Origin of the sequence: Thalassotalea mangrovi (genome assembly GCF_005116735.1) — a bacterium.
In the GTDB taxonomy this organism is placed as follows: domain Bacteria; phylum Pseudomonadota; class Gammaproteobacteria; order Enterobacterales; family Alteromonadaceae; genus Thalassotalea_A; species Thalassotalea_A mangrovi.
Genome location: NZ_SWDB01000022.1, coordinates 69,715 through 95,448, shown reverse-complemented (window position 1 = coordinate 95,448; position 25,734 = coordinate 69,715). Strand labels below are relative to the sequence as shown.

Sequence of the window (25,734 nt, the reverse complement as noted above, 5' to 3'; positions counted from 1 at the left end):
AACCTCTTAAATATAAATGAACAATTCTTAATTAGAAATCTAACGTGAAATTTATTAACTCAGTCATCATTCTCCTGCTGGTCGTGGTTTTATTACCAAGGGCCGGGTTTTGACTGAATAATTAAGAAACGCATAAACATTCACAAGACCCTCGCTTAAAACCCGAGGGTTTTTTCTTTTTAGCGGCTTAAAAAAAAGGCAAAAAAATGACAACAGAGTTGTACAGCGGATCACAATTACTGATCAAAGCTCTGGCAGAGTTGGAGGTGGACTACATCTTTGGCTATCCGGGCGGTTCGGTGTTAGATATTTATGATGCGATTTTTCAGCAGGACAAAGTCGAACATATCCTCGTCCGCCACGAGCAGGCGGCAACTCACATGGCTGACGGCTATACCCGCGCCACCGGCAAAACCGGGGTTGTGCTGGCCACGTCGGGGCCTGGCAATACCAACTGTATAACCGGTATCGCCACCGCCTATATGGATTCCATCCCTATGGTGGTGTTAGCAGGACAGGTTCCTTCGCAGCTCATCGGTGATGATGCCTTTCAGGAAACCGACATCATTGGTTGCTCCCGGCCAATCGTCAAACACAGCTTTAATTGCCGCTCTGTTGTTGAATTACCAAACGTTCTCGCCAAAGCCTTTTACCTGGCTGAAACCGGGCGTCCCGGGCCAGTGGTGATCGAGCTGCCAAAAGATATCCTGATACCGGATAACAAAGCGCCATTTGTGTTAGATAAAGAAGTAAAGCTGCGCTCCTACAACCCCAACGTACGGGGTCACAGCAGGCAAATTAGAAAGGCTGTAAACACCATATTGGCGGCAAAGCGCCTGGTCATTTATACCGGTGGCGGCATTGTCCTGGCCGATGCCAGTGACAAACTGACAGCGCTGGTAGAGCGATTGAATGCGCCGACCACCAACACGTTAATGGGATTGGGGGGCTTAAGCGGATTGCATCCTAATTTCCTTGGCATGCTGGGGATGCACGGCTCCGTCGAAGCAAACAAAGCCATGGCCAATGCAGACGTTATCCTGGCATTGGGTGCCAGGTTTGATGACAGGGTTACCAATAAAGTCGAGAAATTCTGCCCTAATGCCACCATTATTCATGTCGATATCGATCCGACATCGATTTCAAAAACCGTTAATGCGCATATTCCTATTGTTGGCTTAGTCGATGTGGTCATTGACCAATTAATGGCTGGCCTGGATGCTGCAGGCCATAAAACTGAAGATAATGATTATAGCGAATGGTGGCAGCAAATCGACGAATGGCGCAGTTTAAACAGTTTCAGCTACGACAAGGATCCGGAACGCATTAAACCACAACAAGTGATTGAAGCCATCTACAAACATACTGAAGGTAACGCCTACGTGACCTCGGACGTTGGCCAGCATCAAATGTTCGCTGCCCAATACTATCCGTTTGCCAAACCACGGCAATGGATCAACTCCGGAGGCCTGGGGACGATGGGATTTGGTTTCCCTGCGGCAATGGGTGTAAAAGTCGCCTTTCCCGATGCGGATGTGGTATGTGTAACAGGTGATGGTTCTATTCAGATGAATATTCAGGAGCTTGCCACCTGCTTACAATACCAGCTGCCGGTCAAGATTGTGTCACTGAACAATCGCTCTTTGGGGATGGTAAGGCAATGGCAGGACATGATTTACGGTGGTCGTCACTCATCCTCCTATATGGAGTCATTGCCAGATTTCGTAAAACTGGTGGAATCCTATGGACACGTGGGCATTCAGGTAAATCACCCGAGTGAACTCGATGATGCGATTGCCCAGGCCTTTGCGATGAAAGATCGCCTGGTGTTTATCGATGTGCTGGTGGATGAAACGGAACATGTGTATCCGATGCAGGTGCGTTTTGGCGCCGTTGATGACATGTGGCTGAAAAAAGGAGAGAAGGTCTGATGCGCCGTATTTTATCTATTTTATTGGAAAATGAACCCGGCTCTTTATCTCGTATTGTCGGGCTGTTTTCTCAACGGGCTTATAATATCGAAAGTTTAAGTGTTGCCCAGACCGATGACGCCAGCCTTTCCCGGATCACCATTACCACCCGTGGTGACGACAAGATACTGGAACAAATCACCAAACAGGTGAATAAACTTATTGATGTTATTAAAGTTGCTGACCTAACGGAACGCGCTCATATTGAACGTGAGATTGTATTGGTTAAAGTGCTGGCGATGAGCGACAAAACCCGCACCGAAGTAAAGCGGATTGCCGATATATTTCGTGGCGATATCATTGATGTCGGTAAACAAATCTACACCATTCAATTGACCGGCGATGAAGAAAAGACGTCAGCGTTCGTTAAGATCATCGGTAATGAAACCGAAATCATTGAGGTGGTTCGCTCCGGTACGGTCGGGATTGCCCGTGGTGAGAAGGCGCTACGCGCTTCTTAGTATGACGCGTTTACTGATATAAATAATGGGGTCAATGTCGGTTGTAATTTTCCAAGCATCAACCAACCGTATGTTATATTACAACCCGAAAAGACACTGACCCCACACATGCTTAATGACTTATTCCATTGAGACCGCAAACAAGTCCGATAAAAAATCGATTCAGCGCTTTTATAAGCAACAAAGCTATTCAGCCCGTTTTTTAGGGGCTGATGTTACTTACCTGGTCCGCGAGAATCGGGAAATCATCGCCTCTGCAATCGTTTCATTTCAAAACAGCTACCCGTTTCTGCATGCTTTAGTTGTCGATAAAAATTTCCAGGGCCGCGGTATAGCTAAAACCTTATTGGCAAAAGCAAAAGTGCACCACCCTCAACTTTATTGCTTTTGCAAAAATGATTTAGCGAGCTTTTATCAGAAGAAACAGTTCGTAATCATTGACGACGCATCTCTACCCGAAGAATTGCGACAAAGGTATCTTGCCTACGGTAAAAAACAGCAACTCGTTGCAATGTATTATAACAACCAGTAATTTTCGACTTTTGTTCGTACTTTTCTATACTTAACCAATCATTGAAGCAATGGACTCCAGTGAGACACTCGCTCATTCGGTTCGTCGCAACGGACGCTGATTTTAATTAGTTTTAGTACAGCGGAGTCATAATGAAACTCAATCGAATAACTCTGGTAATCAGTGTATTTCTGGCAATCGCCGCTAACAAAACCGTCATGGCACAGGCCGACAAATTTGATAAGGAGTATTCGCCCTACCAGGGGATGTCTACTCCCATCAATGTATATTTCGGCGATACCCATTTACACACCTCTTGGTCGACCGACTCAGGAATGGCGGGTGCTACCCTAACACCAGATGACGCTTACCGGTTTGCGATGGGAGAAACCGTTACCAGTAACCTTGGTTGGAAAGCCCAACTCCGACGACCTCTCGATTTTATTGTCGTTGCTGACCATGCCGAAAACCTCGGTCTTGCCGATTTCATTCGCCGCGAAGATCCAATTCTGATGAAAAATGAACAAGGAAGAAAGTGGGTTGAAATGACCAAAGCTGGCAAAGGTTATGACGCCTTTATCGAATGGTTGAGAGCCGAAGATAACGATTTAATCGACGACCCGAAAATGGTCAAAGCGGCCTGGGATCTGGTAACGACGAACGCCGATAAGTATAACCGGCCCGGTTCATTTACCGCCTTTCACGGTTTTGAATGGACCTCACACCCAAATGGCAACAATATGCACCGGGTTGTCATTTTCCGCGATGACAAAAACAAGACCAATCGGGTACTCCCCTACTCGCAATTTGATTCCGTCGATGCGGAAGATTTATGGAAATACATGCAAACCTATGAGGATAAAACTGGCGGCAAAGTATTGGCCATACCACACAACGGGAATCTCTCGAACGGCTATATGTTTGATACCAAGACCTTAAGTGGCGACCCGCTAACAGAAGCTTATGCCAGAACTCGCATGAAATGGGAACCGATTGTCGAAGTTACCCAGCAAAAAGGCGATGGTGAAACCCACCCGTTTTTATCTCCGGATGATGCTTTTGCGGATTTCGAAACCATGGATGCTGGAAATATCAGTGGTAAGGTACCGAAAACCAATGACATGCTCCCGGGTGAGTACGCCCGCTCAGCGTTAAAAGAAGGCCTGAAACAAGAAGCCGAACTCGGTAGCAATCCATTTAAATTTGGCATGGTAGGTTCCACCGACAACCATACCGGCCTGGCGACCACCCGAGAAGATAACAATTTCGGCAAAGCCCACTTTGTAGAGCCGGACCCACACCGCATCGAGCATGTATTGATTGAAGGTGCCAAACCCGAACTCTCTTTGTACGCTAAAGATCTAGGCGCATCAGGTCTGGCTGCAGTATGGGCGCGGGAAAATACCCGGGAAGCAATCTGGGATTCCATGGCCCGTAAAGAAGTATACGCCACCTCAGGTTCGCGACTGAAGGTTCGACTGTTCGCTGGCTGGGATTTTCAGGAGTCCGATTTGAGTCGGGAAGATTTTGCCATCCATGGTTATGCTAACGGCGTTCCGATGGGCGGCGACCTGACTGCTGCCCCATCCGGAAAATCTCCCACTCTCCTGGTTCAGGCAATGAAAGATCAGGACGGTGCAAATCTCGACCGGATACAAATAATCAAAGGCTGGTTAGACAAAGACGGTACAACTCACGAACGGGTTTATGATGTTGCCGTTTCAGATGGTAGAACGATAGATAAAGATGGGATCTGTAAAGAGCCTGTTGGTAATACGGTCAATGTAAAAGACGCTACCTACACTAATGATATTGGAGCGGTTGCACAACAGGCCTACTGGCAGGATCCGGATTTTGATTCCAATGAAAAAGCCTTTTATTATGTTCGTGTGATTGAAATACCCAAACCACGTTGGACTGCTTATGACGCCAAGTTTTTTAATTTAAAACTCGCTGATGATGTAAAAATGATCGTTCAGGACAGAGCCTATACCTCACCGGTTTGGTACACACCCGAGTAACGAAGCAGCGAACCAGTATCCGTTCAAAATCAAAAAAGCCAGGTGGTAAACCTGGCTTTTTCATGCAATGGGTCGTTCGGCTAATTGCTGACCGACAACATATATTTAGCGACGGCTAAACGGGTTTCGTCATCAAGATAATTTTGCGGCGGCATTTCCGGATAATCTTCACGCTTTTTGGTTGGGTTGGCAATCCAGTCCGCCAATCCTTGTGGGTTATCCATGTATAGCGCCTGGATAATTTGCACCGGTGGGCCAATCATACGGCCTGAATAGGTATGACAGCCGGTACAAATACCAAGGTAGGCAATTTTGCCGCGTTCAGAATGATCGATTTCACGCGGTGGTACTGGCTTATCCAACAGGTAAGTCTCGATGTTATCGGTGTTGGTGAAATCACACTCTTTCCAATCATCCACACCAACGGTCACATAACGATGGCGATTGATAATACAGGAGTCAACACCACCGCCGACTTTAACAATATCGGCATTGCCTTGTTTGAATTCAGTCAGCATCAATGCTTTCACTTCATCAATGGTGTCATAGCCGTTACTCATCATCACATTATCCAAAATCATGGTGCGATCCGGATACGGTTCTGAATCTGGATCACCGGTCGCATTACCAAAGGAGATATGATCGGAAATCAGAATGCCTGCGGTCTTATTATTGGTAATAATATTACCTTCAATAATCACATCATCGCCAGCCCAGACAACAACACCAGAACCCGGAGGGATCATCGCTACCATGGAGCCAGGAATGGCAAAATTTTCGTGGTTATTATCGACCACAAAGTTATTACGGATGATCACATCGTAGGTGGTTTTAATGGGCAGGCCCGGGGTGATAAACGCCAGGATACCGCCAGTATTGTTGTGAACATAATTGTTTTCAACGATGGCATGACGCGAGTTTTCAATCTCAATACCAGCAACCGATTCAAACACATCGTTATAAGCCACCTGAATGTTATCACTCATACCAACATAAATCGCCGCATCTTCAATACCGGAGATCACGTTATGCTCAACCACCCCGTTTTTACCCAGTTGTGGGAAAATACCGTAAACACCAGTATCCACGATGACATTATTACGGATTACAAAGTTGTTACCCGCCTGCCCCATAATACCGTTGCCTTTGTATTGAGTAATCTTCAGGTTTTCAACGGAGAAATTATTGCCAGAATACAATACCGCATCATTGAGAATACCTTTACCGTCTAAAGTGGCGCGTTTGCCTTCTTTGATTACCCCAACTAACGAGATACTTTCCTTATCCACGTAAACCGTTTCATGGTAAGTACCCGGCATGATTTGAATGGTATCGCCTGGCTTTGCGGCTTTAACCGCGTCCATAATCAAGTCGCCTTCCTTCACAACAATAACATTACCTGTTGCCTTCAGGTCAACGACGTCAGTGGTACCGGCCTGCGCTTCAATATCCTTTGATTTATCATAACCACCACTGAAACTCGCTCCACCGGTGCTTGAAGTAATTACCGGCGCACTATTTTTGCCGCCGTAATAAGTTCCTCCAGCAAAGGCAGCAGCCACAAGCACTGCTGATAAAATAATTTTTCCTTTACTCATATGTATCTCCGCTTACTTCCTCTAGATTTTCTTGTTGTAGATTTTTAATCGATGATGCGTTCTGATTGTTATTATGATCGTTAGAAGGCATCGGTTTATTCCCTGTAGAATTTTTAAGTTGTTGCAGGCTCGCTGCATATTTGGCATCGACTGGTGGCAAACCCGATGGCAACACTTCAGGTATTTGTGGTGTCAGGCTCTCATCGGTCAAGGCATGAAGAAAATCAACAATTCTGTCCAATTCCTCATCGCTAAGGTTTGGCTCCCAGATATGCCAGTGAATCAGTAACTCTTCGCCCTCAGGTACCGCATGACCGCGACCTTTGGTATAAAACTCAGCCGCTTGTTTTAAATCTTTCATACCGCCTGAGTGCATATAAGGTGCGGTTTTAGCAATATTACGCAGGGTTGGCACTTTAAAGCCGCCACGCATCCGCTTATCGTGAAATGGAACTTCAGCTCCCGGGTCGAATGCCATTCCTTCTGGTTCAGGAGTACCGATAACCGCTATCTGGTTATTGGTAAATAACGGTGGCTGGTGACACTCTGCGCAACGGGCTACAAAAGAACGAAATATATTCAGACCTTTTACTTCATTTTCCGTCAACGCGTCATGAAAGCCATGCGCGTACTGGTCATAGCGAGAATTTAATGAGATCAAAGACGTTTGAAACGCCGTTAAAGCCAGGGCCACCTGCTCAAGCTCTATTGGCCCAGTATTCCCGAAGGCCTGCTGAAATAACTTCCGATAAACCGTATTAGCGCGCAACGCTGCCAAAAGTTGCTGCGGATTATTACCCATTTCTTTGGGGTCAAATAATGGCCCCAGGGCCTGTTCTTCAAGAGACTTGGCCCGACCATCCCAGAAAAATTTATCAAGAAATGCGACGTTCCAAAGAGTCGGCGCACTGCGGGCAACTTTTTCACCCGTTATCCCGACGCTGCGATCAAGGTCATCACTAAATCCCTTATCTGGCTGGTGACAGCTGGCGCAGGACAACGAGCCATCTTTTGATAATAACGGATCAAAAAACAGATAACGGCCTAAATCAATCTGCGCCGGGGTAAAGCCATCGCGATGTTCCGGCAAAGAAGTCTGGGTACCACCAACGCCACGATTCTGAACCGAATTATAAAACTCATACATAGTACGCAGAATACAATGCCCTTTGACATTCTTCTCAAAACTGGGTGGACAATGCTGCTTTAATTCAAAGTTTGCCGATTCATTGGCCTGGGCATTTGACATTGATGCGAAGATTAGTGCCAAAGACAATCCGGCAACCAAGGCTACCCCAAGGCTTATCAGGTCTTGAAATTTAGATTTAACGGCAATCATAAATTTCATCTCAATTACTTATCCAGGGTTTGGATGAATGAAACAATGTCCTTAAGGTTTTTATCATTGCTGATGGTATTCGCCATCATTTTCATCTGCCGGCCGTATTTATCGTCCTGATGATAGCCGCGGATACCGGCTTTGTAGTTTTGTAATTGACGGGTTAAGTAGTCTTGTGAAAGGCTGGTGAGATTTGGCGATTTTAATGCTGCGTTACCTTTACCGTTGTTGCCGTGACAGGCACTGCATTGTGCATTGTATTGTCTTGAACCGTTGCGCATGGTTTCGGCATCTAATTCTGGTTTAGTCGCACTTTCCAGATCGAACGTGGCTATGTAGGCCAATATGTCGGTTTTCGCTGTTTCTTCGGCAACCAATTTTGCCATAGGCACCATTTGCATGCCGGCAGTATCTCCTGCCTGAGTACCGCGTTTGCCTGAGTTAAAACTATCCAGTTGCATCGACAAATACCAGGAATATTGACCGGCCAACGCTGGCGCCTGCATGGTATCGTTACCCTGACCTTTATCACCGTGGCAGGCGATACAGGATTGATACAGCTGTTTGCCCTTTTCCACATCACCATCAGCAGGTGCGAATGCCAATGCGCCATTAAATAGCACTGACAAAAATCCTAAAGAAAAAGTAGAGAAGATGAGTTTTATCATTTTAATTATCACGAGAGTTACCTTTAGGGTACGACTTAGATTAACTATACAATTTGCACAATTAAAAGCTTACGGATTCGTGAAAAAGTCTGACGGATTCCTTGCAAACCCGCATTATTTATAGGTTATCCCGTGATTCTTACGATATTGACTGGGTGTCACCCCGTGGGTGTCCTTGAACGCTTTATTGAACGAACTTAAGGAACGAAAACCACTGTTCATGGCCAAAGTCAGTATCGGCGTCGAAGTATTTTCTGGCAGCAACAACTGTTTACTTACCTCTTCAATACGAAAAAAATTCAAATAGTCATTAAAGTTTCGATACCCTAATACGCCATTGATTAACGCCCGTAATTTTTGCTCACCGTACCCTAAGTGCTTCGCCAGCCTGGCAATCGTAATGCCTTCCTGTTGATACAGTTTGTCATTGAGCATCGCCTTGTTTAGCTGTTGCAGTAATGGCTCATTAGCATCTGTCTTTTCTGGAATTTGTTGCGGAGGCTCAAACATAGAGTTCGCCTTCACCTGCATCAACATCATGTTCAGCCCGGTGGCCAATATTGCCAGAAGGCTTAGCTTACCGGTTAGTAACCAGTCACCCCGAACACCTAAAAGCTGCTCTACAAAAATCACCAGAAAAATATAAGCTGCACAAAAGCTAATTACCGCACCACGGATAAAGCGCCGCTCGGCAACAAGATCGTTGCGCCAGAACTTCAGGGCAATAAACAGGGTGTACAGAATTAACCCCAGCTCAATCAACATGACCGAGACCTTAGCAGTCAATGCCAGAGATTCAACGAGCGCCGACGCGGGGTTGGCATAGGCAAGCATTATCTGCGCAATACAAGCGATGGTTAATGGTGTTACCGCCAACAGGTATTGCCAGAGCCTGATTTCTATATGATCACTAAACACACTCAAGCCGACCAGAAAAAATACACCCGGTAAAATATTTGAAGCAAGGAATACCAGGAGCCAAAGTGGGCTATAAAGCGTTAATGGCCCGATTACCTGAGGCAACAGATAAAACATTGTGGTTAGCATCAACACACAATATAAACGAATTTGCAGAGACTGACCGGCTCTTGGGAACAATACCAGTAATGCCAGTGTAAACTGTGCGAACGCAAAATGGCTCAAAAACAGATTGAGGGAACTCATTGAACTCAATGGTAATCAGGTTTCATTTGATAATGGCAAGAGAGTATCACTGGCCTTTTTCATTTGCCAGTGTCGATCCTGAGTTAATATATTTCATTTTCAAAAAACAATTATTTTTCAATTGCTTTGTCGAAAAACACAGCTAAATTAGATTAATAGCTCTAATTAAACTGGTCGGATGTTATTGACATATAAGGATTTATTTGGGATTTTAGTCGTGATTTAACCATGGTTGACATCTGACCAGTTATAGAATATTTGTTCTAGAAGGTTAATTTTAGTGCACCCACGGAAGGGTAACTGAAAAACAAATTATCACCTTAAGGTTTGATTTGTTTTTATTTAAGTACGAAAACAGGATTAGGTATGGTTATTCAAGGTAATCATATCTAATCCTTTTTCTGCTCCCAAAACCATTCGATTCCGCAAACATACTCTACGCAGGTTCCGATTCCCGGATTTTGAAGATGAGCGGTCTCAAGCCTGACACCTGAAACCTGAAGCCTGAAGCCTGAAGCCTGAAGCCTGAAAGTCTGGCATTTTCGCCTCTAAAAAAAGGGCAGGCGAATTGCTTCACCTACCCTTGTTAAGAGAATGGTTCGGTACAATTAGAAGCCGTATTTAACTTCTACTCCCGCCTCTAAGCCGCGGTTTACGGTCAGGTATGGGGTACCCAATACATCAGCGGTACGACCACCCAAACTGCCCTCAACATAGCGATTATCAAGAAGGTTGTTACCCCAGATGGCTAATTCCCAGTCATCGTCCTCGCTAGCCCAGGAAATGCGGGCATTGAGATCCTGACGATCATCATAATAGTTTGGAATCGTTTCGACGAACGCTGGCTGACCCACCTCAAACACTCGCGTATTTTCAGCAAACACATAATCGATGTGCAACCGGGTGTCGCCCAGGCCGATATCCATCATCCAATCATAGGTCAGGGTATAATTGACGCTGGACTCACCAGAGATAGTCTGTGCATCAATCAGGTCACCGACGGCATTGTAAAATGCTTCTGATTCCTGATCGGTCTCGCGATAATCGGTGACGGCACCAAAGGTCATGCCATCAATGATTTCCCACTCCAGGGTAATTTCCACACCGTTAAGTTCGAGATCTTCGTTCACTACGGTAGGTAAAGCCTGGTTCTGACCCGGCGGTTTTGACTCAATGCTACGTTGTCTGCCATCAAGAATGGTGTGATAAAAAGCTAAGGTCGTACGCAGGCTATCGGCTAAAACGCCCTTATAACCTAGCTCAAGGTTTTTCACTTCTTCAGGCTCAAACGGTTGGGCCTGGCTTGAGATGTTTAAAGAGTCATAACCACCCGCTTTATACCCCGTTGCGTAAGAGGCAAAAACCATGTGGTCATCAGTAAGTTGGTAACCAGTACCAATACGTCCGGTCAACTCATTCCAGGAATCTTGCGCACTGATTTGATCAATCGCCGGGAACAGAATATTGGATACCCCTGGACGTTCCTGAGCAAATTCGGTTTCGGTAATTTGCCAGGTAAACTTTTTATCGTCACGGGTGTAACGTAAACCAAAGAAGGCATTCCATTTATCGCTGAACTGATAATCGAAATCCGAGTAAATACCATAACTGGTAAATTCACCGGTATTGACGAAATTCTCCGACCAGAACATACCAGCAAAACTTGGTCCGAAGATTAGTGGCTCGTTGAACATTTGTGCGGCCAAATCGTAAGTCAGATCGCCGGTAGCCGCAACAAAGCCTGCGCTTGCGTCCATCCCGAATGCGGACAAGACATTTGCCCACTCATCGGCGTTCCACAGGTGATCCATTTCAAGGCCTGAGTCTGCATAAGCCTGGTCAACAACGTCATTGAATGTCACCTGGCCGATACAGTTAGAAGGATCTAATCCCTGCAAACTACAGGCATAAATTGCTGCTGCTGTATCTACATCGCCCATCGCCATATCAATCAGCCCGGCCTGTTGCAGCCCCGAAAGGACTTCGCCACCGACAACCTGTTTAACCTGGCCATTTAAGTCCTGAGTAACCAGACGGGCAACGGTATCGGTAGTGACATTGATTTCCGATTCCTGCCATACATCTTCTTTTGAATAGGTTACACCACCCACATAGCTTAATTTATCACCGGTGTAGTTAAACTGCAGCTCGTTGTAGAAAATATCGCTATCTTCATTGTTTGAGGTATCCAGGTAGCGGGTAATATCGGCGGTACCGTCTTCTTCGCCACGATTCACGGTTTCCCACTGACGATAACTGGATACCAGTTTCATCGACCAGTAATTATCAAATTCATGGTTCACTTTCAGGGTATAGGCGGTCATATCACGACCTTCCTGACCACCACGAAGATCATTTTCAACTTTATTCGGGAACGGATTGTAGTTACCGACAACGTCATCATCCGGGTTTTCATCAAAAGCATATGGGCTTAAACCAATGGCCATTGGCGGTGCCTGATCAAGATCATCCCAGTCAAATGAAAAGGTCAAATCCGTACGGTCGCTTGCTTGCCATTTAACGGCTACGCGCGCAGCGTCGTGGTTTTCGGCGCCAAGATCCCAGATTTTATCACCTTCATTCCACTCAGGACGGGCCACATTTTCAATGAAGCCATCCTGCTCGTTGGTCAGGAAGTTGGCGCGAACATAAATGTCGTCGATCATTTCAAAGTTGATCATACCTTCAATCCGAACCAGATTGTCCGTACCAAACCGGCCTTTAACAAAGCCTTCAAAATCTTCTTGCGGTGCATTCGGGATCATGTTTACAACACCCATCGCCGCATTCTTACCAAACAACGTACCTTGAGGGCCTTTCAGTACCTCAATACGCTGCATGTCTGAGAATAATACGTTTTGTGCCGCACGCGGCATATAGACGTCATCAAAGAAGGTTGCCGATGATGGATCCTGGCCGACACTGATATTTGGACTGGATATACCACGAATGGTTACACCAGCCTGGGTCATGCTAGTTTCGGAAAAATCAAAGCCAGGAATAAATTTATCAATATCTTTCAACAAGATAGAGCCAGACTCTTCAATGGTATCCGACGATACAGAATCTACCGTAACCGGTACTTTCATGACATTTTGGACACGCTTTTGCGCGGTAACGACAATAACGTCGTTAATATCTTCTTCCGGTTCGTTTTGTTCAGCGGCAAATGCGCCAAACGATGCCATAGCCAGCGACGTTGCCACTGTCTGAGCAATAAGTTTTTTGCGAAATCTTGCGCAAGATTTCCCTGAATTGTGAGTTAAGGACACTTCATTTCCCCAATAATTGTTTTTATATCCAGCACCCTGGCTTAATCGATACGTTATCAGGTTCGTGAAGGTAAAATTTTAGTGGGCTGCAACCCTTGCAGCTGTATTATTGATATCACAGGGACGCGCAAACGAAAAGTAAATATTGGCGCAGGCCGGTAAACATTGTTGACAAGGTGCTAAATATTACTCGTTTTCGGCTAAAAAATGTCGACATCGTTGTAAATTAAAGTGTTCAGCTCAGTGTCATCACAGACGAATAATACTGGCTTTGTAGATGATCAACCAAAAACTCACTGCATAAAAAACGGAGAATACAGTCGCCTATATTCTCCGCTATTGCTATTGGCGTGTCAGGTTAGAAACCGTATTTCACTTCTACCCCGGCTTCGAGACCACGGTTAATGGTTACGTAAGGTGTGCCCAGTACGCCGGCAGTACGGCCACCTAAACTACCTTCGACGTAACGATTGTCGAGAAGGTTTTTACCCCAGACAGCCAGTTCCCAGTTATCATCGTCACTGGCCCAGGAAATTCGGGCATTGAGATCCTGACGATCATCATAATAATTCGGGATGTTCTCAACAAACGCTGGTTGACCTACATCGAATACCCGAGTGTTTTCGGTAAACACATAATCGATATGTAAACGCGTATCACCAAGACCAATATCCATCAACCAGTCATAGGTCAGGGTATAATTGACGCTGGACTCACCAGAGATTGTCTGCGCATCAATCAGGTCACCGACGGCATTGTAAAATGCTTCTGACTCCTGATCCGTCTCGCGATAATCGGTGACCGCACCAAAGGTCATGCCATCGATGATTTCCCACTTCAGGGTTATTTCAACACCGTTGAGTTCGAGATCTTCATTAACCACCGTTGGTAAAGCCTGATTTTGACCCGGAGGTTTAGACTCAATACTGCGCTGTCTGCCATCAAGAATGGTATGGTAAAAAGCCAGAGTCGTGGTCAGGCTGTCGGCCAGGACACCTTTATAACCAAACTCCAGGTTTTTCACTTCTTCCGGTTCGAATGGCTGGGTTGCGCTGGAAATATTTAATGAGTCATATCCCCCCGCTTTGTAGCCCGTCGCGTAAGACACAAATACCATATGGTCATCGGTAATTTGATAACCCGTACCAATACGACCCGTTAGCTCATTCCAGGACTCTTCAGCCGAAAACCGAGGAACTGCAGGAAACAGGATATTACTTACCCCAGGACGTTCTTCTGCAAACTGGGTTTCGGTAATTTCCCAGCTAAATTCTTTATCATCACGGGTATAACGCAAGCCAAAGAAGGCATTCCATTTATCGGTAAACTGATAGTCAAAATCAGAGTAGATACCGTAACTGGTAAAGTCACCGGTGTTGACAAAATTTTCCGACCAGAACATGCCAGAGAAGCTTGGCCCGAAGATTAATGGCTCGTTGAACATTTGTGCGGCCAGGTCATATGTCAGATCGCCGGTAGCTGCAACAAAGCCTGCGCTCGCGTCCATGCCGAAGGCGGACAACACGTTGGCCCACTCATCGGCGTTCCATAGGTGATCCATTTCAAGGCCGGAGTCAGCGTACGCCTGGTCAACAACATCATTAAAGGTCACCTGACCGATACAGTTAGAAGGGTCGAGTCCCTGCAGGCTACAGGCATAGATTGCCGCTGCCGTGTCAACGTCCCCCATCGCCATATCGATAAGACCCGCCTGTTGCAGCCCCGAGAGAACCTCACCACCGACAACCTGTTTAACCTGGCCATTTAAGTCCTGAGTTACCAGGCGAGCAACAGTATCGGTAGTTACGTTAATCTCCGATTCCTGCCATACGTCTTCTTTTGAATAGGTTACACCACCCACATAGTTTAACTTGTCGCCACTGTAATTAATCTGCAACTCGTTATAGAAAATATCCGATTCTTCATTGTTGGAAGTATCAAGGTAACGAGTAATATTTGCTGTGCCATCTTCATCCTGACGATTCACGGTCTGCCATTCACGATAACTGGATACCAGTTTCATTGACCAGTATTGATCAAATTCATGATTGAGTTTGAATGTGTAAGCAGTCATATCACGACCTTCAACGCCGTGACGCACATCATTTTCAGCTTTACTGACAAACGGATCTATATTGCCGGGAACACCATCATTTGGATTCTCCCAGGCGTAAGGACTTAAACCGATCGCCATCGGTGGAGCCTGTTCCAGGTCATCCCAGTCGAACGAGAAGGTTGCATCGGTACGATCACTAACCTGCCACTTGATAGAAACCCGCGCTGCATCATGGTTCTCCGCGCCCAATTGCCAGATCTTTGTCCCTTCGTTCCACTCCGGACGCGCTACATTGTCAACAAAACCATCCTGCTCATTACTCAGGAAGTTTGCGCGAAAATACACATCTTCCATCAATTCGAAATTGATCATTCCCTCGATGCGGACCAGGTTATCGGTGCCTAACGTGCCTTTAATAAAACCTTCAAAATCTTCCTGAGGCGCATTTGGGATCATATTAACAACCCCCATCGCCGCATTCTTACCAAACAGCGTACCTTGAGGTCCTTTGAGCACCTCAATACGTTGCATGTCTGAGAATAATACGTTTTGTGCGGCGCGCGGCATGTAGACATCGTCAAAGAAGGTCGCCGAAGATGGATCCAGGCCAACACTGATATTTGGACTGGATATTCCACGAATGGTTACGCCTGCCTGGGTCATGGTTCCTTCGGAGAAATCGAAGCCAGGAATAAATTTATCGATATCCTGCAGTAAGATGGAACTGGATTCTTCAATCGTATCGGATGATACACTGTCTACGGTTACCGGCACCTTCATCACGTTTTGAACACGCTTTTGGGCGGTAACGACGATCACATCACTAATATCTTCTTCAGGTTGGTCAGACGCTGCCGTGGAGGCAAACGAGGTTGCAGCCAGTGACATTGCCACTGTCTGGGCGATAAGTTTTTTGCGAAATCTTGCGCAAGATTTCCCTGGAATGTTTGTATAAGACACTTCTTTTCCCCAATAAATTGAACTTATAGTTTTTTATTTTTTATCAGGTTCTGGAAGGTTAGATTGTTAGTGCGTCGCAACCCTTGCAACATCACTATTGATACCATACGCAGGTAGCAAGGCAAAGTGATTTTTGTTATTTTTGTGGAAAACTTGAATGAATTTCGTTAATTTCATTCACATTTCTGTGACAACCCTCTCTAATAACGACAATCGAAAATGCTCAATTTAATAACCATTCGCACCACAAAGTCAGCTATATGCGGCTTTACTATCGGCTTGATAATGCTAATGACGGCAGGTTGTGGCGGTCCACAACTGCAACCTCTGGGAAACGATGCGACCATCCTGGCCTTTGGTGACAGTTTGACCTCAGGCAAAGGCGTCTCAAATGAACATAGCTACCCGAGCGTATTACAACAAATGACCGGTATTAACGTAGTAAATGGCGGCGTTTCCGGCGAAGTGACCAGTGAAGGCCTGGCAAGGTTACCTGAGTACCTCGACGCATACCCGGTCGATTTGCTGATCTTGATTGAGGGAGGGAATGACATTCTGAAAAATATGGACTTAGATCAAACCCACCGCAACCTTGATGAAATGATACAAATGGCGAAAAAGCGTGGTATTGATGTTGTTTTATTTGGTATACCGAAGAAAAGTTTGTTTTCAGACAGCGCCGATTTCTATCACCAACTAGCGGACAAACATGATCTAATCTTTGACGATGAGATTATTGCATCGATGTTACGAACGCCGGAATTGAAATCCGACAGTGTTCATTTTAATCAGCAAGGTTACTACCAACTCGCGCAACGTGCTCATCAGTTACTGAAAGAGCACGGTGCATTGTAAACAAGGCTTGCCTGCTTTTTCGAGGCGCTCGAAAAAGCGGGGACTCTGGTTTCAGGCATCGGAATGCGAATGGCCTTAATCTTCGCCTGATACACTGGGTGACGTGTTTTAGATCTCCCCAAAAATTCACTGTAAAACGACTTCAGCCAATCAACAGCACCATGTAAAATTTCGTAAAGCATCAATAACCTTTATTTTTTTAAGCCTTATATTAAAAGTCCATTTAAACGAGAGAAAGTACCAAATAAAGTTGTAAACAAATTGTTATTCGTAAGTACACAACTGTAAACCGTGCATTTTTCACCCACCCTTGTTACAAAGATGTAAACAATAATTTATAAAATTAAAGCGATATAAAACATATTGTTAGAAATAAATTCAAACACCTCCTGAGCTGTTCACTTTTCAAGCTATTGATGTCTTTTTAAAGAAAATTTAACCTTACCCCGCACTTTGACTTAAACCCCTTGTTTTCTTAAGTAAGTAACAGCTGTAGTGAGGTTATATGAGCATCGTTTCTAAAAATCGTCGAAATTTCATCCGCAACCTGAGTGGCATAGCCGTATTGGGAGCGACCGCACCGCTATTCACCACTAAAGCCTATGCGAATATACTTTCCGGCCATGGTAAAGCGCTGAAGTTTTATAACCGTCACACGCAGGAGCGCGTTCAAGGGGTATTCTGGCAAAATGGTCAATACAATAAACAAGTGTTGGCATCATTTGATCATCATTTACGAGATCACCGCCAACAGGAAGTCGCAGCGCTTGATCCCAAACTATTTGACTTTATCCATGCCATTTGTGAACAGTTAGGCATCGATAAGGAAATCCATATTATCTCCGGCTATCGGTCGCCGAAAACCAATGCAATGTTAGCGAGCAAAAGCACCGGCGTGGCTAAAAAAAGTTATCACATGCGTGGCATGGCGATCGACTTTGCCATTCCAGGAGTCGATCTGGCCTTGCTCAGAGACACGGCGAAAGCTTTGCGACTCGGTGGGGTTGGCTATTATCCGGAGTCCGGGTTTATTCACCTTGACACCGGACGCGTGCGAAGCTGGTAATTTCTTTTTCGCTATAATGTCGGGTTTTTGCGAGTAATCTCAAAACCTATACCATACAATAAGGTCAAATCTTTGGCCTTATTTTAGCTTTTTTTAGTATGGTGGCTTATGAATCGTCCGCTTGATGACGATACCAACACGGCAACACATTCACCCGAAACCTTTGACTTTACGGACATCGATCCACAAGTCTGTCATCGGGCACGGATGAGCCGTGATCGACGCTTTGACGGTCAATTTTTTACTGCTGTGCTCAGTACGGGTATATACTGCCGTCCGATCTGCCCTGCCCGCTCACCAAAAGAAGAAAATGTTCGTTATTACCTGAGTGCCGCACAGGCTGAACATCAAGGTTACCGCCCCTGTAAACGATGCCGCCCCGAGCTGGCACCACAATCCCGGCATAAAACACTTTCATCGATGCTTGAACGGGTGAAAACTGATCCAGGAATCACCGTTGCTGCACTCGCTAATTCGTTAAACATGAGCGAACGACAATTACAACGACAGTGTCAACAAGCATTAGGGATGCCGCCAAAAAACTTTCTCAACCAACAACGAGGAATTTTAGCGCGAAAATACCTGATAAGCTCCAATTTACCAATAACCGAAGTTGCTCACCTGAGCGGCTTTAATAGCTTGCGTAGCTTCAATCAACATATTAAATCCCAGTATCATTGCAGTGCGGCAGAACTTCGTGCGCAAAAGAACCGACCGGTTAATGATACCCAGAGCTTTCACTACCGCCTCAATTACCAGGGCAATTTAAACTGGCCATTGATGCTGTCGTTTTTCCGGGGCAGACAAATCCCCGGCGTTGAACATGTCGATGAGAGTAGTTACCAACGAAGTATAGAAATTGCGGGTATCAAGGGATGGTTCAAAGTAACCAGCCTCACTGATAGTGAGCTTAAGTTGAATGCCCTGAACTTAGAAGTCTACCTGACCGATTACTCAGTACTGGATCAAGTGGTTAACCGAGTACGGCAAATGTTTGATTTAGACTGCGATCTTAAGCAAATCCGGGAAACCCTCAGCAAAGACCAACGCCTGGCAATCATAGTGGCAGACACCCCGGGGCTTCGCCTACCGGGTTGTTGGGATATATTCGAATTTACCATTCGCGCGATCCTTGGCCAGCAAATTACTGTCAAAGCCGCGACAACACTAGCGGGAAGAATTGCCAAGCGCTTTGGTGCTATGGTGTCATTGCCTGACAACCTCAACGCTAAAGTCGATAATCTGTTTCCTACTATCGATTCCATGATGGTGCAATGTTTCGGAGACTCATGCGATAAAAAGGACTTTCAGGATCTTGGTATTACCAGCACACGTCAAAATACCTTAATAAACTGGTTAGGCTTTTACCAGAGCCACCAACAGTGGTTTAATCCGCAGGTTGATTTTGACAGATTTGTTAATTTACTTTGCCAACAAAAAGGGATTGGTCCCTGGACTGCTCATTACATTGCCATGCGCGGTGTTGGGGTGGTCGATGCATTCCCGGCGGAAGATCTGGGGATCATCAAAGCCCTGGCCATCGATAACGTAAGGCCTAAGAAAACCGAAATATTGGCAAGTGCCGAGAAATGGCGTCCCTGGCGAGCATACGCGGCTATCTACCTGTGGCACTCTTTAAGTCACTAACATATGTAAAAGAACGCAATTTAAAGAGCAAGAAACTATGTATTATCATGTCTTCGAAAGTAAGTTTGGCGATATTGCAATACTGGCAAATGACCAGGGGCTTACCCAGCTGAGTTTTCAACAAGGTAAGGTCCCGATCGAACTAAAAGCGGAATATCAACATACACCGGAGAAATTTACTCAGGTTTGTAAGCAGTTAACAGAGTACTTCGACGGTAAGCGAACCCAGTTCGACGTTAAACTTGCGCCTGCTGGTACCCAATTTCAAAAGCAGGTTTGGCAAGCACTACAACAAATTCCGTATGGCAAAACCAGCAGTTACGGTGAGCTGGCTACAAGCATCAACAACCCCAAAGCCGTGCGTGCGGTGGGCACCGCAAATGGCGCCAACAAAATCGCTATTATTATCCCCTGTCACCGTGTCATTGGTGCCAATAAATCCCTTACCGGCTATGCCGGTGGCCTGGATTTAAAAGCAAAATTGCTGACTCTTGAGGGTGCCGACTTCACGTCTTAATGGTATTATCTTTTCTTATTGACACGCTTGGGTAAATAACAAAGAAATGGAAGCAGTACTGGTAATCCTGGCGCTTATTATTATCTCGTTTATGGTTTGGAGACTGATCCAGGCCAGACAGTACAATCGATTTGTTGATTGGTTAAATGCAGACATAAAGCCACAGTTGCTGGATGCAATTGAACAGGAGCTTATTGAGTCGAGATGTGATTTAACGCCAAACGGCGATTGCCATATCCAGGCAACCAGAATATTTTACGGCGCGTACCCTATTCGCATATTCGAAGCTGCGCTGGCCCGGGAAATTATTCCGGTGCAGTGGTTAAACAACCGTAAGCACAAACGTTTCGCGGCACATCTGCTAGCCGCACAAGGTCAATATAGAGTCAAGACAGGGAGTTAAAACTCCCTGCGTACGTATCGTAAACGATGCTTTGAACACGTGGCAGAAATCGCCACTCCGAGCACACAATCAAAGATTGTTCCGAGCACGCGACAAACAGCGTCGCTGCGAGTGAGGTAAGCTTTGCTGGTGGAAGAGGAAGGTGGTAGAAAAAGCAAAAACCCTTGAGTCATTCCCTGCCACGACAGGGAATCTTAGCCGAGCCTGAGCGGCAGCGTTGTGCCAAACTCGGCCCGTTAGTAGTTTCTAATATAAAACCGCTTGAAACTAGATTAACTGTAATTAATAGCTACCTTTATTGCTATAACCTAACGTTGTTGCAACCTCTTAACCGCAGTGGCTGGCAGTTTATGAGAGAGGGATCTCTATCACTATTCCAGTTGGAATAATGATGAACATTAACTTTGAGATCCAGGTCAATAGGTTTGCTTCATATATCCGACAAGAGGCACCTATGAAACCGGTAATTTCCTCAATTCATCCCCGTTTAAAGCAGTTGATACTTTTTACCTCTATTTCAATTTTATTCGCTGTTAGCGAGGCGAAAGGCGAAACCGTAGATCAGCGTATGCCTGAAGATTCGGCCACTTCTGTTCAAAAGGGAACACCTACCATTGCTGAACTAGAAGCCAATGTTAAGCGCGATCCATTAAAACAAGCTTATTTTGGCGAATTACATTTACATACTTCCTATTCTCTTGACGCCTACATTTTTGGCAACACGATGAATGACCCGTTTACTGCCTATCGCTTCGCTTTGGGCGAAGAAGTAAAACTCCCTACCGGTATGTCAAAACGAATTAGCAAACCTCTGGATTTTGCGGCTGTTACAGATCACGGCGGCGGACTGGGTGAATATGAAATCTGTACCAATCCGAAACAGGAGGGCTACGAAACGCAAACCTGTGTCGGTGTCAGAGCAAACGATATGAAACCCTATCAGGACATATTTGCGGGCGTTGCTAAAATTCCAGCGCAGCGATTAAAGGATATCTGTGGCGAAGATGGCAAGCGTTGCGAACAAGCCGTTGCGGGTCCCTGGCAACGCACCCAACAAGCCGCCGCTGATTTTTATCAGCCAGGTAAATTCACTACATTCGTTGCCTGGGAATTCAGTGCAGGAGCTCCAGAAGGAAAAGGCGGCATGATGCATCGCAACGTTATCTTTAAATCTGCCGATGTCACTGACACCGTTTTTGGTGTTTTTGACGGTACAGGAGAAGAATTGCATGCCTGGCTTGAGCAAAATTGTACTGACAACTGTAACGTCCTGACTATACCTCACAACCCTAATTTTTATTGGGGCCGCCTTTACTGGGGGAAAAATAGTGATGGTAGTGAATTTACTCAGGAGATCGTTGAACGTCGTGCCCGCATGGATCGGCTTGTCGAAATCATGCAAATTAAAGGTAATTCAGAGTGTCAGAACGGTATTATGACAACCGATGAAGAGTGCAATTTTGAAACCGTGTTTGAGCAATGTCCTAAAGGTGAAAACGCTGGGTGCAGTAATGAGTATGCATTTGTTCGTAACGGCCTCAAGTTTGGCCTGAAACAAGAAACCAAGTGGGGTATAAACCCATTCAAACAAGGCTTTGTTGGCGCAACCGACAATCACAATGGAACTCCGAGCGATACCGCAGAGTATGACTACAAAGGCCATTACGCCACCAATGATAGCACCCCAAAAATCCGTTTGGGCCTTGAAGCCAATCCAACAGCAGAGGCCATGGGAATGAGTGGTGATGATGACCCAACTAAATTGTATAACCCAGGTGCAATCACTGGAGTTTGGGCCGAAAGTAACACCCGAGAAGACATATGGGATGCCTTATATCGCAAAGAGACTTTTGCCACCAGTGGCACTCGTGCCAAGGTTCGAGTTTTTGCCGGATACAATTTTCCAGCCAATAGCCATGAGCAAAATAACTGGGTGGAATTGGGGTATGAAAATGGAGTACCTCAGGGTGGTGACCTACCTGCCGCTAAATCAGGTCAGACGCCTAAATTGGTGATTTGGGCAATGCGGGATGCAGATAGTGCACCACTTGCGAAGGTTCAGGTTATTAAGGGGTGGATGGATAACGACCAAAACTTACATGAATATACCTACGACGTGGCCTGTTCAGACGGAGCCGTACCTGATCCCGATACGCACCGCTGTCCCGATAACGGTGCCCAAGTAGACTTAAAAACTTGCAACATCAGTCAAGATAAAGGAGCTAATACTCTGGCTGCCACATGGGAAGATAAAGATTTTTCGGCTGACCAGAGTGCATTTTATTATGTCAGAGTATTAGAAAATCCGGTGTGTCGATGGAGTATGTATGACGCAAAAGCTGCTGAGGTAGCGCATCCGAAAGAATTACCAGAGACAATTAAGGAACGAGTTTGGAGCTCACCAATTTGGTATGACGCATTAAAAACGAACTAGGTTTCCTAAAAACTCAAGTTCATAGTTTGAAAAGCTGGGATGAACGGCTGTAGTTCGCTGCGAATTCAACTGGTGAGTGCAACGCTATCCTTAAACTAACTTGAGGAGCGACTGCATGAAACAGAAAAAGCGTGAATATTTTACGGCTGAGCAAAAAGCAATAATCTGGGATAGATATAAACAAGGTGACACTTTGCATGCTATCGCCAAGATGTTTAATCGTGGTCATACGTCAATCCAACCAACCATTTATAACGCCGGGGGTATTCGACCTCCTGAAAAGAAGCGACATCCCTCAGCATTAAGCCTTCATGAGCGAGAAGAAATTTCCCGAGGACTGGCCTCTGATAAGTCCTTTCGTGAAATAGCCAGAATTCTTGGTAGGTCTCCATCAACTGTGTGTCGTGAGGTAAAACGTCATGGGGGATTAAGAAGTTATCGTGCAAGTAAAGCCGATAAAACTGCATGGGAAAATGCCAAGCGCCCAAAAGCTTGTAAGCTAGCTGGTAGCAAAGCATTATGCTTAATAATTGCTCGCAAGATGAAAGCTGCCTGGTCTCCGCAACAAATATCAGGTTGGCTTAAACGGAAGTATCCCGATAAAGAGGAGCTTCATGTGTCGCATGAAACGATATACAAAACGCTTTACATACAAACTCGCGGAGCTTTGAAAAAAGAACTCCAAAAGCACCTTAGAACGCACCGGCCAGTTCGAAAATCGAGAAAGACCTCGTTAAAGGGCAAAGGGCTTGGTGGAATTGCAGACGCAATACCGATAAGTGAGAGGCCTGCTTCAGTAGAAGATAGGGCTGTTCCTGGACATTGGGAAGGTGACTTAATACAAGGTTCGAACAACAGCTATATCGTCACATTAGTAGAGCGCCATTCACGGTATGTCATGCTGGCCAAAGTCCCAAACAACAAAACCGTGACGGTTATAAAGGCTTTAATCAAACAATCGAATAAACTGCCTACAGAGCTATATAAATCACTTACTTGGGATAGAGGTGCAGAGCTTTCAAACCATAAAGACTTCACGTTAGCAACCGATATACAGGTGTATTTCTGCGATCCTAAAAGCCCGTGGCAGCGTGGCTCAAATGAGAACACTAACAGGTTGCTACGACAATATTTCCCCAAAGGTACTGACTTAAGCGTGCATTCTCAGTTACGATTGAATCAAGTTGCAAGGCAACTTAATGAAAGACCGAGAAAGACACTTGAATATGAAACACCCGCTGAACGATTTAATGAGTGTGTTGCGTCCATCGGTTGAACTCACAGCTCATTACAGCCCCTGGCTGCTTAACCAAATTACCGGATAGTGTCGACAGACGCAAACTTACCAATCTATGCATGTTAGCAACTTCGAAGATGGCTTTAGGTTGAAGCGTAACATCGAAGTCAGCGGGTAATGATGAAGGCCTAACGAACAATAATCCCGTTCAAGTCAAAATTTAACTACATAAAAATTAGGCTAGGATTTTGAATTAGCTGAACGGCATGATCAGGTTTAACGGTCCATAAGTTTTCTTCACGAACTAAAAACCCCGATATATCCTTAATATAATCCTCTGGCTTTACCTGCTGTTTTAGGCTCGGCAAAACAGATTCCCGGTAGCCCTGATAATTTCTGTTTGAATTCCATCGAGTCACAACCAGAAACTGGTCCCTGTGCGCCAGGCTGCGAGCGACAACGCCGCTGAGCATTCCCTTCGCGTTTCCCAGGCTAGGATTCCATAGCCATTTTTGGTCTCGCATAAATCTATCTATGGCTTCGACTTCCCGACATAGCGTTAACTGAAAAATGCTTTGTTGAGAAGCTGCTCTACCACTGCCCGTAGAGGTAATATCCAAAACTTTTTCAAAGTATTGAACGTTGCAGTGACTGTATGTACCTGACTGATTACTTTTATCGTAAATATTGTCATGAATAGAACTCATAAAGTGTCGTACATGCTCTTGGGAACTCCAGCCACCTAAAACAACGGCATCGTCACTTTTTGTCCAGCCACCCAACTGACCTTCGAAGCCATCACATTTACTTAGCTCTCTCCAAGCCAGTTGCCCGCGTGAGAAATCTCTCTCCCGACCTTTCTTTATGTTACATCGGATTAACTTAATAATTGACAATACTAGTATACCTACCAGCTTATCCTTTCACCTGACTGAGACACTGTAGACTGCTGGTTAGAGCGCTCAGCGGTCAAATCAAATTACCTAACTAAGCAAGCGGAGGTCAACCAGCCAGTCGCTAAGTTGAAAAATGAATTGGCAATGATCAACAGGCACAAAAAAGCCGGCATATGCCGGCTTTTTTTAAATTCAGAAACTAATCTTAGTTCACTGCATCTTTAAGAGCTTTACCCGCTTTGAAAGATGGGATTTTAGCTGCAGCAATCTCAATGGTAGCACCAGTTTGAGGATTACGGCCAGTACGAGCAGCACGGTCACGTACAGAGAAAGTACCGAAACCTACCAGAGCAACTTGCTCACCTGCTTTTAACTCGTCAGAAACCGCGTCGATAAAAGAATCTAGCGCACGACCAGCAGCTGCTTTAGAAATATCCGCACCCGCTGCAATTTTCTCGATTAGTTGAGACTTATTCACAATGTCTTCCCCTTTACTTGTTATTATACGGAGCTTCGAAAAATGCTCTCAATTTTTATATCAAGCATTTTTTTTAAACGCAAGCCCCAGGTTCCAAAAATAAAATTTATTTAAAATCTTATGAACTAACAGCTAATCCCTTGCTTCACTAAGCCTTACAGGGGGATAGCGTGGCTTCGAT

The 25,734-nt window shown here is 45.4% G+C and carries 19 protein-coding genes; 11 read left to right on the top strand and 8 right to left on the bottom strand.

The annotated features are described in order from the left end of the window. Positions 1-206 precede the first annotated feature (206 nt). From E8M12_RS09860 to E8M12_RS09845, 4 genes are all read left to right on the top strand, one after another. The gene (locus E8M12_RS09860; protein ID WP_136735982.1) at positions 207-1,931 is read left to right on the top strand and encodes an acetolactate synthase 3 large subunit; all 1,725 of its coding nucleotides are present in this window, start codon (positions 207-209) and stop codon (positions 1,929-1,931) included. After that, positions 1,931-2,431: an acetolactate synthase small subunit gene (gene ilvN, locus E8M12_RS09855; protein ID WP_136735981.1), complete on the top strand. Its 501-nt coding sequence runs from the start codon at positions 1,931-1,933 to the stop codon at positions 2,429-2,431. Before E8M12_RS09860 ends, ilvN begins: the two co-directional genes overlap by 1 nt. A 115-nt stretch (positions 2,432-2,546) precedes the next feature. Next, positions 2,547-2,963 (top strand): GNAT family N-acetyltransferase, encoded by a 417-nt coding sequence (locus E8M12_RS09850; RefSeq protein ID WP_136735980.1) that lies wholly within the window; start codon positions 2,547-2,549, stop codon positions 2,961-2,963. Between the two features lie 131 nt (positions 2,964-3,094). Beyond that, a complete protein-coding gene (locus tag E8M12_RS09845) occupies positions 3,095-4,963 on the top strand; it encodes a DUF3604 domain-containing protein (RefSeq protein ID WP_136735979.1) in 1,869 nt (622 codons plus the stop codon). An 80-nt stretch (positions 4,964-5,043) separates the two neighbouring features. Here the strand turns inward: E8M12_RS09845 and E8M12_RS09840 are convergent, their stop codons facing one another. The 6 genes from E8M12_RS09840 to E8M12_RS09815 all read right to left on the bottom strand — a co-directional run bounded on the left by E8M12_RS09840 (position 5,044) and on the right by E8M12_RS09815 (position 16,020). After that, a complete protein-coding gene (locus tag E8M12_RS09840; protein WP_136735978.1) occupies positions 5,044-6,561 on the bottom strand; it encodes a parallel beta-helix domain-containing protein in 1,518 nt (505 codons plus the stop codon). Next, positions 6,554-7,909, bottom strand: coding sequence for a cytochrome-c peroxidase (locus E8M12_RS09835; protein ID WP_246034098.1), 1,356 nt, complete (start codon positions 7,907-7,909; stop codon positions 6,554-6,556). Before E8M12_RS09835 ends, E8M12_RS09840 begins: the two co-directional genes overlap by 8 nt. Positions 7,910-7,914: 5 nt before the next feature. Further along, a complete protein-coding gene (locus tag E8M12_RS09830; protein WP_136735977.1) occupies positions 7,915-8,580 on the bottom strand; it encodes a c-type cytochrome in 666 nt (221 codons plus the stop codon). Positions 8,581-8,682: 102 nt separating this feature from the next. After that, positions 8,683-9,732, bottom strand: a complete 1,050-nt coding sequence (locus E8M12_RS09825; RefSeq protein WP_136735976.1) for an AraC family transcriptional regulator — start codon at positions 9,730-9,732, stop codon at positions 8,683-8,685. Between the two features lie 608 nt (positions 9,733-10,340). Beyond that, complete coding sequence (locus E8M12_RS09820) at positions 10,341-13,004, bottom strand: TonB-dependent receptor (protein ID WP_246034097.1); 2,664 nt, start codon at positions 13,002-13,004, stop codon at positions 10,341-10,343. 358 nt (positions 13,005-13,362) lie between these two features. After that, on the bottom strand, positions 13,363-16,020 hold the full coding sequence (locus E8M12_RS09815; protein ID WP_246034096.1) for a TonB-dependent receptor: 2,658 nt from the start codon (positions 16,018-16,020) through the stop codon (positions 13,363-13,365). A 219-nt stretch (positions 16,021-16,239) separates the two neighbouring features. Between E8M12_RS09815 and E8M12_RS09810 the strand changes: the two genes are divergently transcribed. From E8M12_RS09810 to E8M12_RS09780, 7 genes are all read left to right on the top strand, one after another. Next, positions 16,240-16,875, top strand: coding sequence for a GDSL-type esterase/lipase family protein (locus E8M12_RS09810; RefSeq protein ID WP_136735975.1), 636 nt, complete (start codon positions 16,240-16,242; stop codon positions 16,873-16,875). Positions 16,876-17,380: 505 nt separating this feature from the next. Next, complete coding sequence (gene mepK, locus E8M12_RS09805; RefSeq protein ID WP_136735974.1) at positions 17,381-17,941, top strand: peptidoglycan L,D-endopeptidase MepK; 561 nt, start codon at positions 17,381-17,383, stop codon at positions 17,939-17,941. Positions 17,942-18,049: 108 nt separating this feature from the next. Further along, positions 18,050-19,588: a DNA-3-methyladenine glycosylase 2 family protein gene (locus tag E8M12_RS09800; RefSeq protein WP_136735973.1), complete on the top strand. Its 1,539-nt coding sequence runs from the start codon at positions 18,050-18,052 to the stop codon at positions 19,586-19,588. 37 nt (positions 19,589-19,625) lie between these two features. Then, positions 19,626-20,105 (top strand): methylated-DNA--[protein]-cysteine S-methyltransferase, encoded by a 480-nt coding sequence (locus tag E8M12_RS09795; RefSeq protein ID WP_136735972.1) that lies wholly within the window; start codon positions 19,626-19,628, stop codon positions 20,103-20,105. A gap of 46 nt (positions 20,106-20,151) precedes the next feature. Beyond that, positions 20,152-20,508, top strand: a complete 357-nt coding sequence (locus tag E8M12_RS09790) for a hypothetical protein (RefSeq protein ID WP_136735971.1) — start codon at positions 20,152-20,154, stop codon at positions 20,506-20,508. Positions 20,509-20,962: 454 nt separating this feature from the next. After that, positions 20,963-22,942: a DUF3604 domain-containing protein gene (locus E8M12_RS09785; protein WP_169303104.1), complete on the top strand. Its 1,980-nt coding sequence runs from the start codon at positions 20,963-20,965 to the stop codon at positions 22,940-22,942. A gap of 115 nt (positions 22,943-23,057) precedes the next feature. Beyond that, positions 23,058-24,218 carry an IS30 family transposase gene (locus E8M12_RS09780; RefSeq protein ID WP_136735969.1) on the top strand — a complete coding sequence of 387 codons (1,161 nt, stop codon included), beginning with the start codon at positions 23,058-23,060 and terminating at the stop codon, positions 24,216-24,218. A gap of 185 nt (positions 24,219-24,403) precedes the next feature. Here the strand turns inward: E8M12_RS09780 and E8M12_RS09775 are convergent, their stop codons facing one another. Both E8M12_RS09775 and hupB read right to left on the bottom strand, forming a co-directional pair. Continuing rightward, a complete protein-coding gene (locus E8M12_RS09775; RefSeq protein ID WP_169303103.1) occupies positions 24,404-25,075 on the bottom strand; it encodes a YdbC family protein in 672 nt (223 codons plus the stop codon). 205 nt (positions 25,076-25,280) lie between these two features. After that, the gene (hupB, locus tag E8M12_RS09770) at positions 25,281-25,553 is read right to left on the bottom strand and encodes a nucleoid-associated protein HU-beta (RefSeq protein ID WP_136735967.1); all 273 of its coding nucleotides are present in this window, start codon (positions 25,551-25,553) and stop codon (positions 25,281-25,283) included. Positions 25,554-25,734 lie beyond the last annotated feature (181 nt).

Bases quoted from the DNA above. Each gene is read 5' to 3' on its own strand.
- E8M12_RS09835 (WP_246034098.1), bottom strand. From the start codon at position 7,909: ATGAAATTTATGATTGCCGTTAAATCTAAATTTCAAGACCTGATAAGC.
- E8M12_RS09810 (WP_136735975.1), top strand. From the start codon at position 16,240: ATGCTCAATTTAATAACCATTCGCACCACAAAGTCAGCTATATGCGGC.
- E8M12_RS09845 (WP_136735979.1), top strand. From the start codon at position 3,095: ATGAAACTCAATCGAATAACTCTGGTAATCAGTGTATTTCTGGCAATC.
- ilvN (WP_136735981.1), top strand. From the start codon at position 1,931: ATGCGCCGTATTTTATCTATTTTATTGGAAAATGAACCCGGCTCTTTA.
- E8M12_RS09785 (WP_169303104.1), top strand. From the start codon at position 20,963: ATGAAACCGGTAATTTCCTCAATTCATCCCCGTTTAAAGCAGTTGATA.
- E8M12_RS09800 (WP_136735973.1), top strand. From the start codon at position 18,050: ATGAATCGTCCGCTTGATGACGATACCAACACGGCAACACATTCACCC.
- E8M12_RS09850 (WP_136735980.1), top strand. From the start codon at position 2,547: ATGACTTATTCCATTGAGACCGCAAACAAGTCCGATAAAAAATCGATT.
- E8M12_RS09825 (WP_136735976.1), bottom strand. From the start codon at position 9,732: ATGAGTTCCCTCAATCTGTTTTTGAGCCATTTTGCGTTCGCACAGTTT.
- E8M12_RS09860 (WP_136735982.1), top strand. From the start codon at position 207: ATGACAACAGAGTTGTACAGCGGATCACAATTACTGATCAAAGCTCTG.
- E8M12_RS09795 (WP_136735972.1), top strand. From the start codon at position 19,626: ATGTATTATCATGTCTTCGAAAGTAAGTTTGGCGATATTGCAATACTG.
- E8M12_RS09790 (WP_136735971.1), top strand. From the start codon at position 20,152: ATGGAAGCAGTACTGGTAATCCTGGCGCTTATTATTATCTCGTTTATG.
- E8M12_RS09780 (WP_136735969.1), top strand. From the start codon at position 23,058: ATGAAACAGAAAAAGCGTGAATATTTTACGGCTGAGCAAAAAGCAATA.
- mepK (WP_136735974.1), top strand. From the start codon at position 17,381: ATGAGCATCGTTTCTAAAAATCGTCGAAATTTCATCCGCAACCTGAGT.
- E8M12_RS09840 (WP_136735978.1), bottom strand. From the start codon at position 6,561: ATGAGTAAAGGAAAAATTATTTTATCAGCAGTGCTTGTGGCTGCTGCC.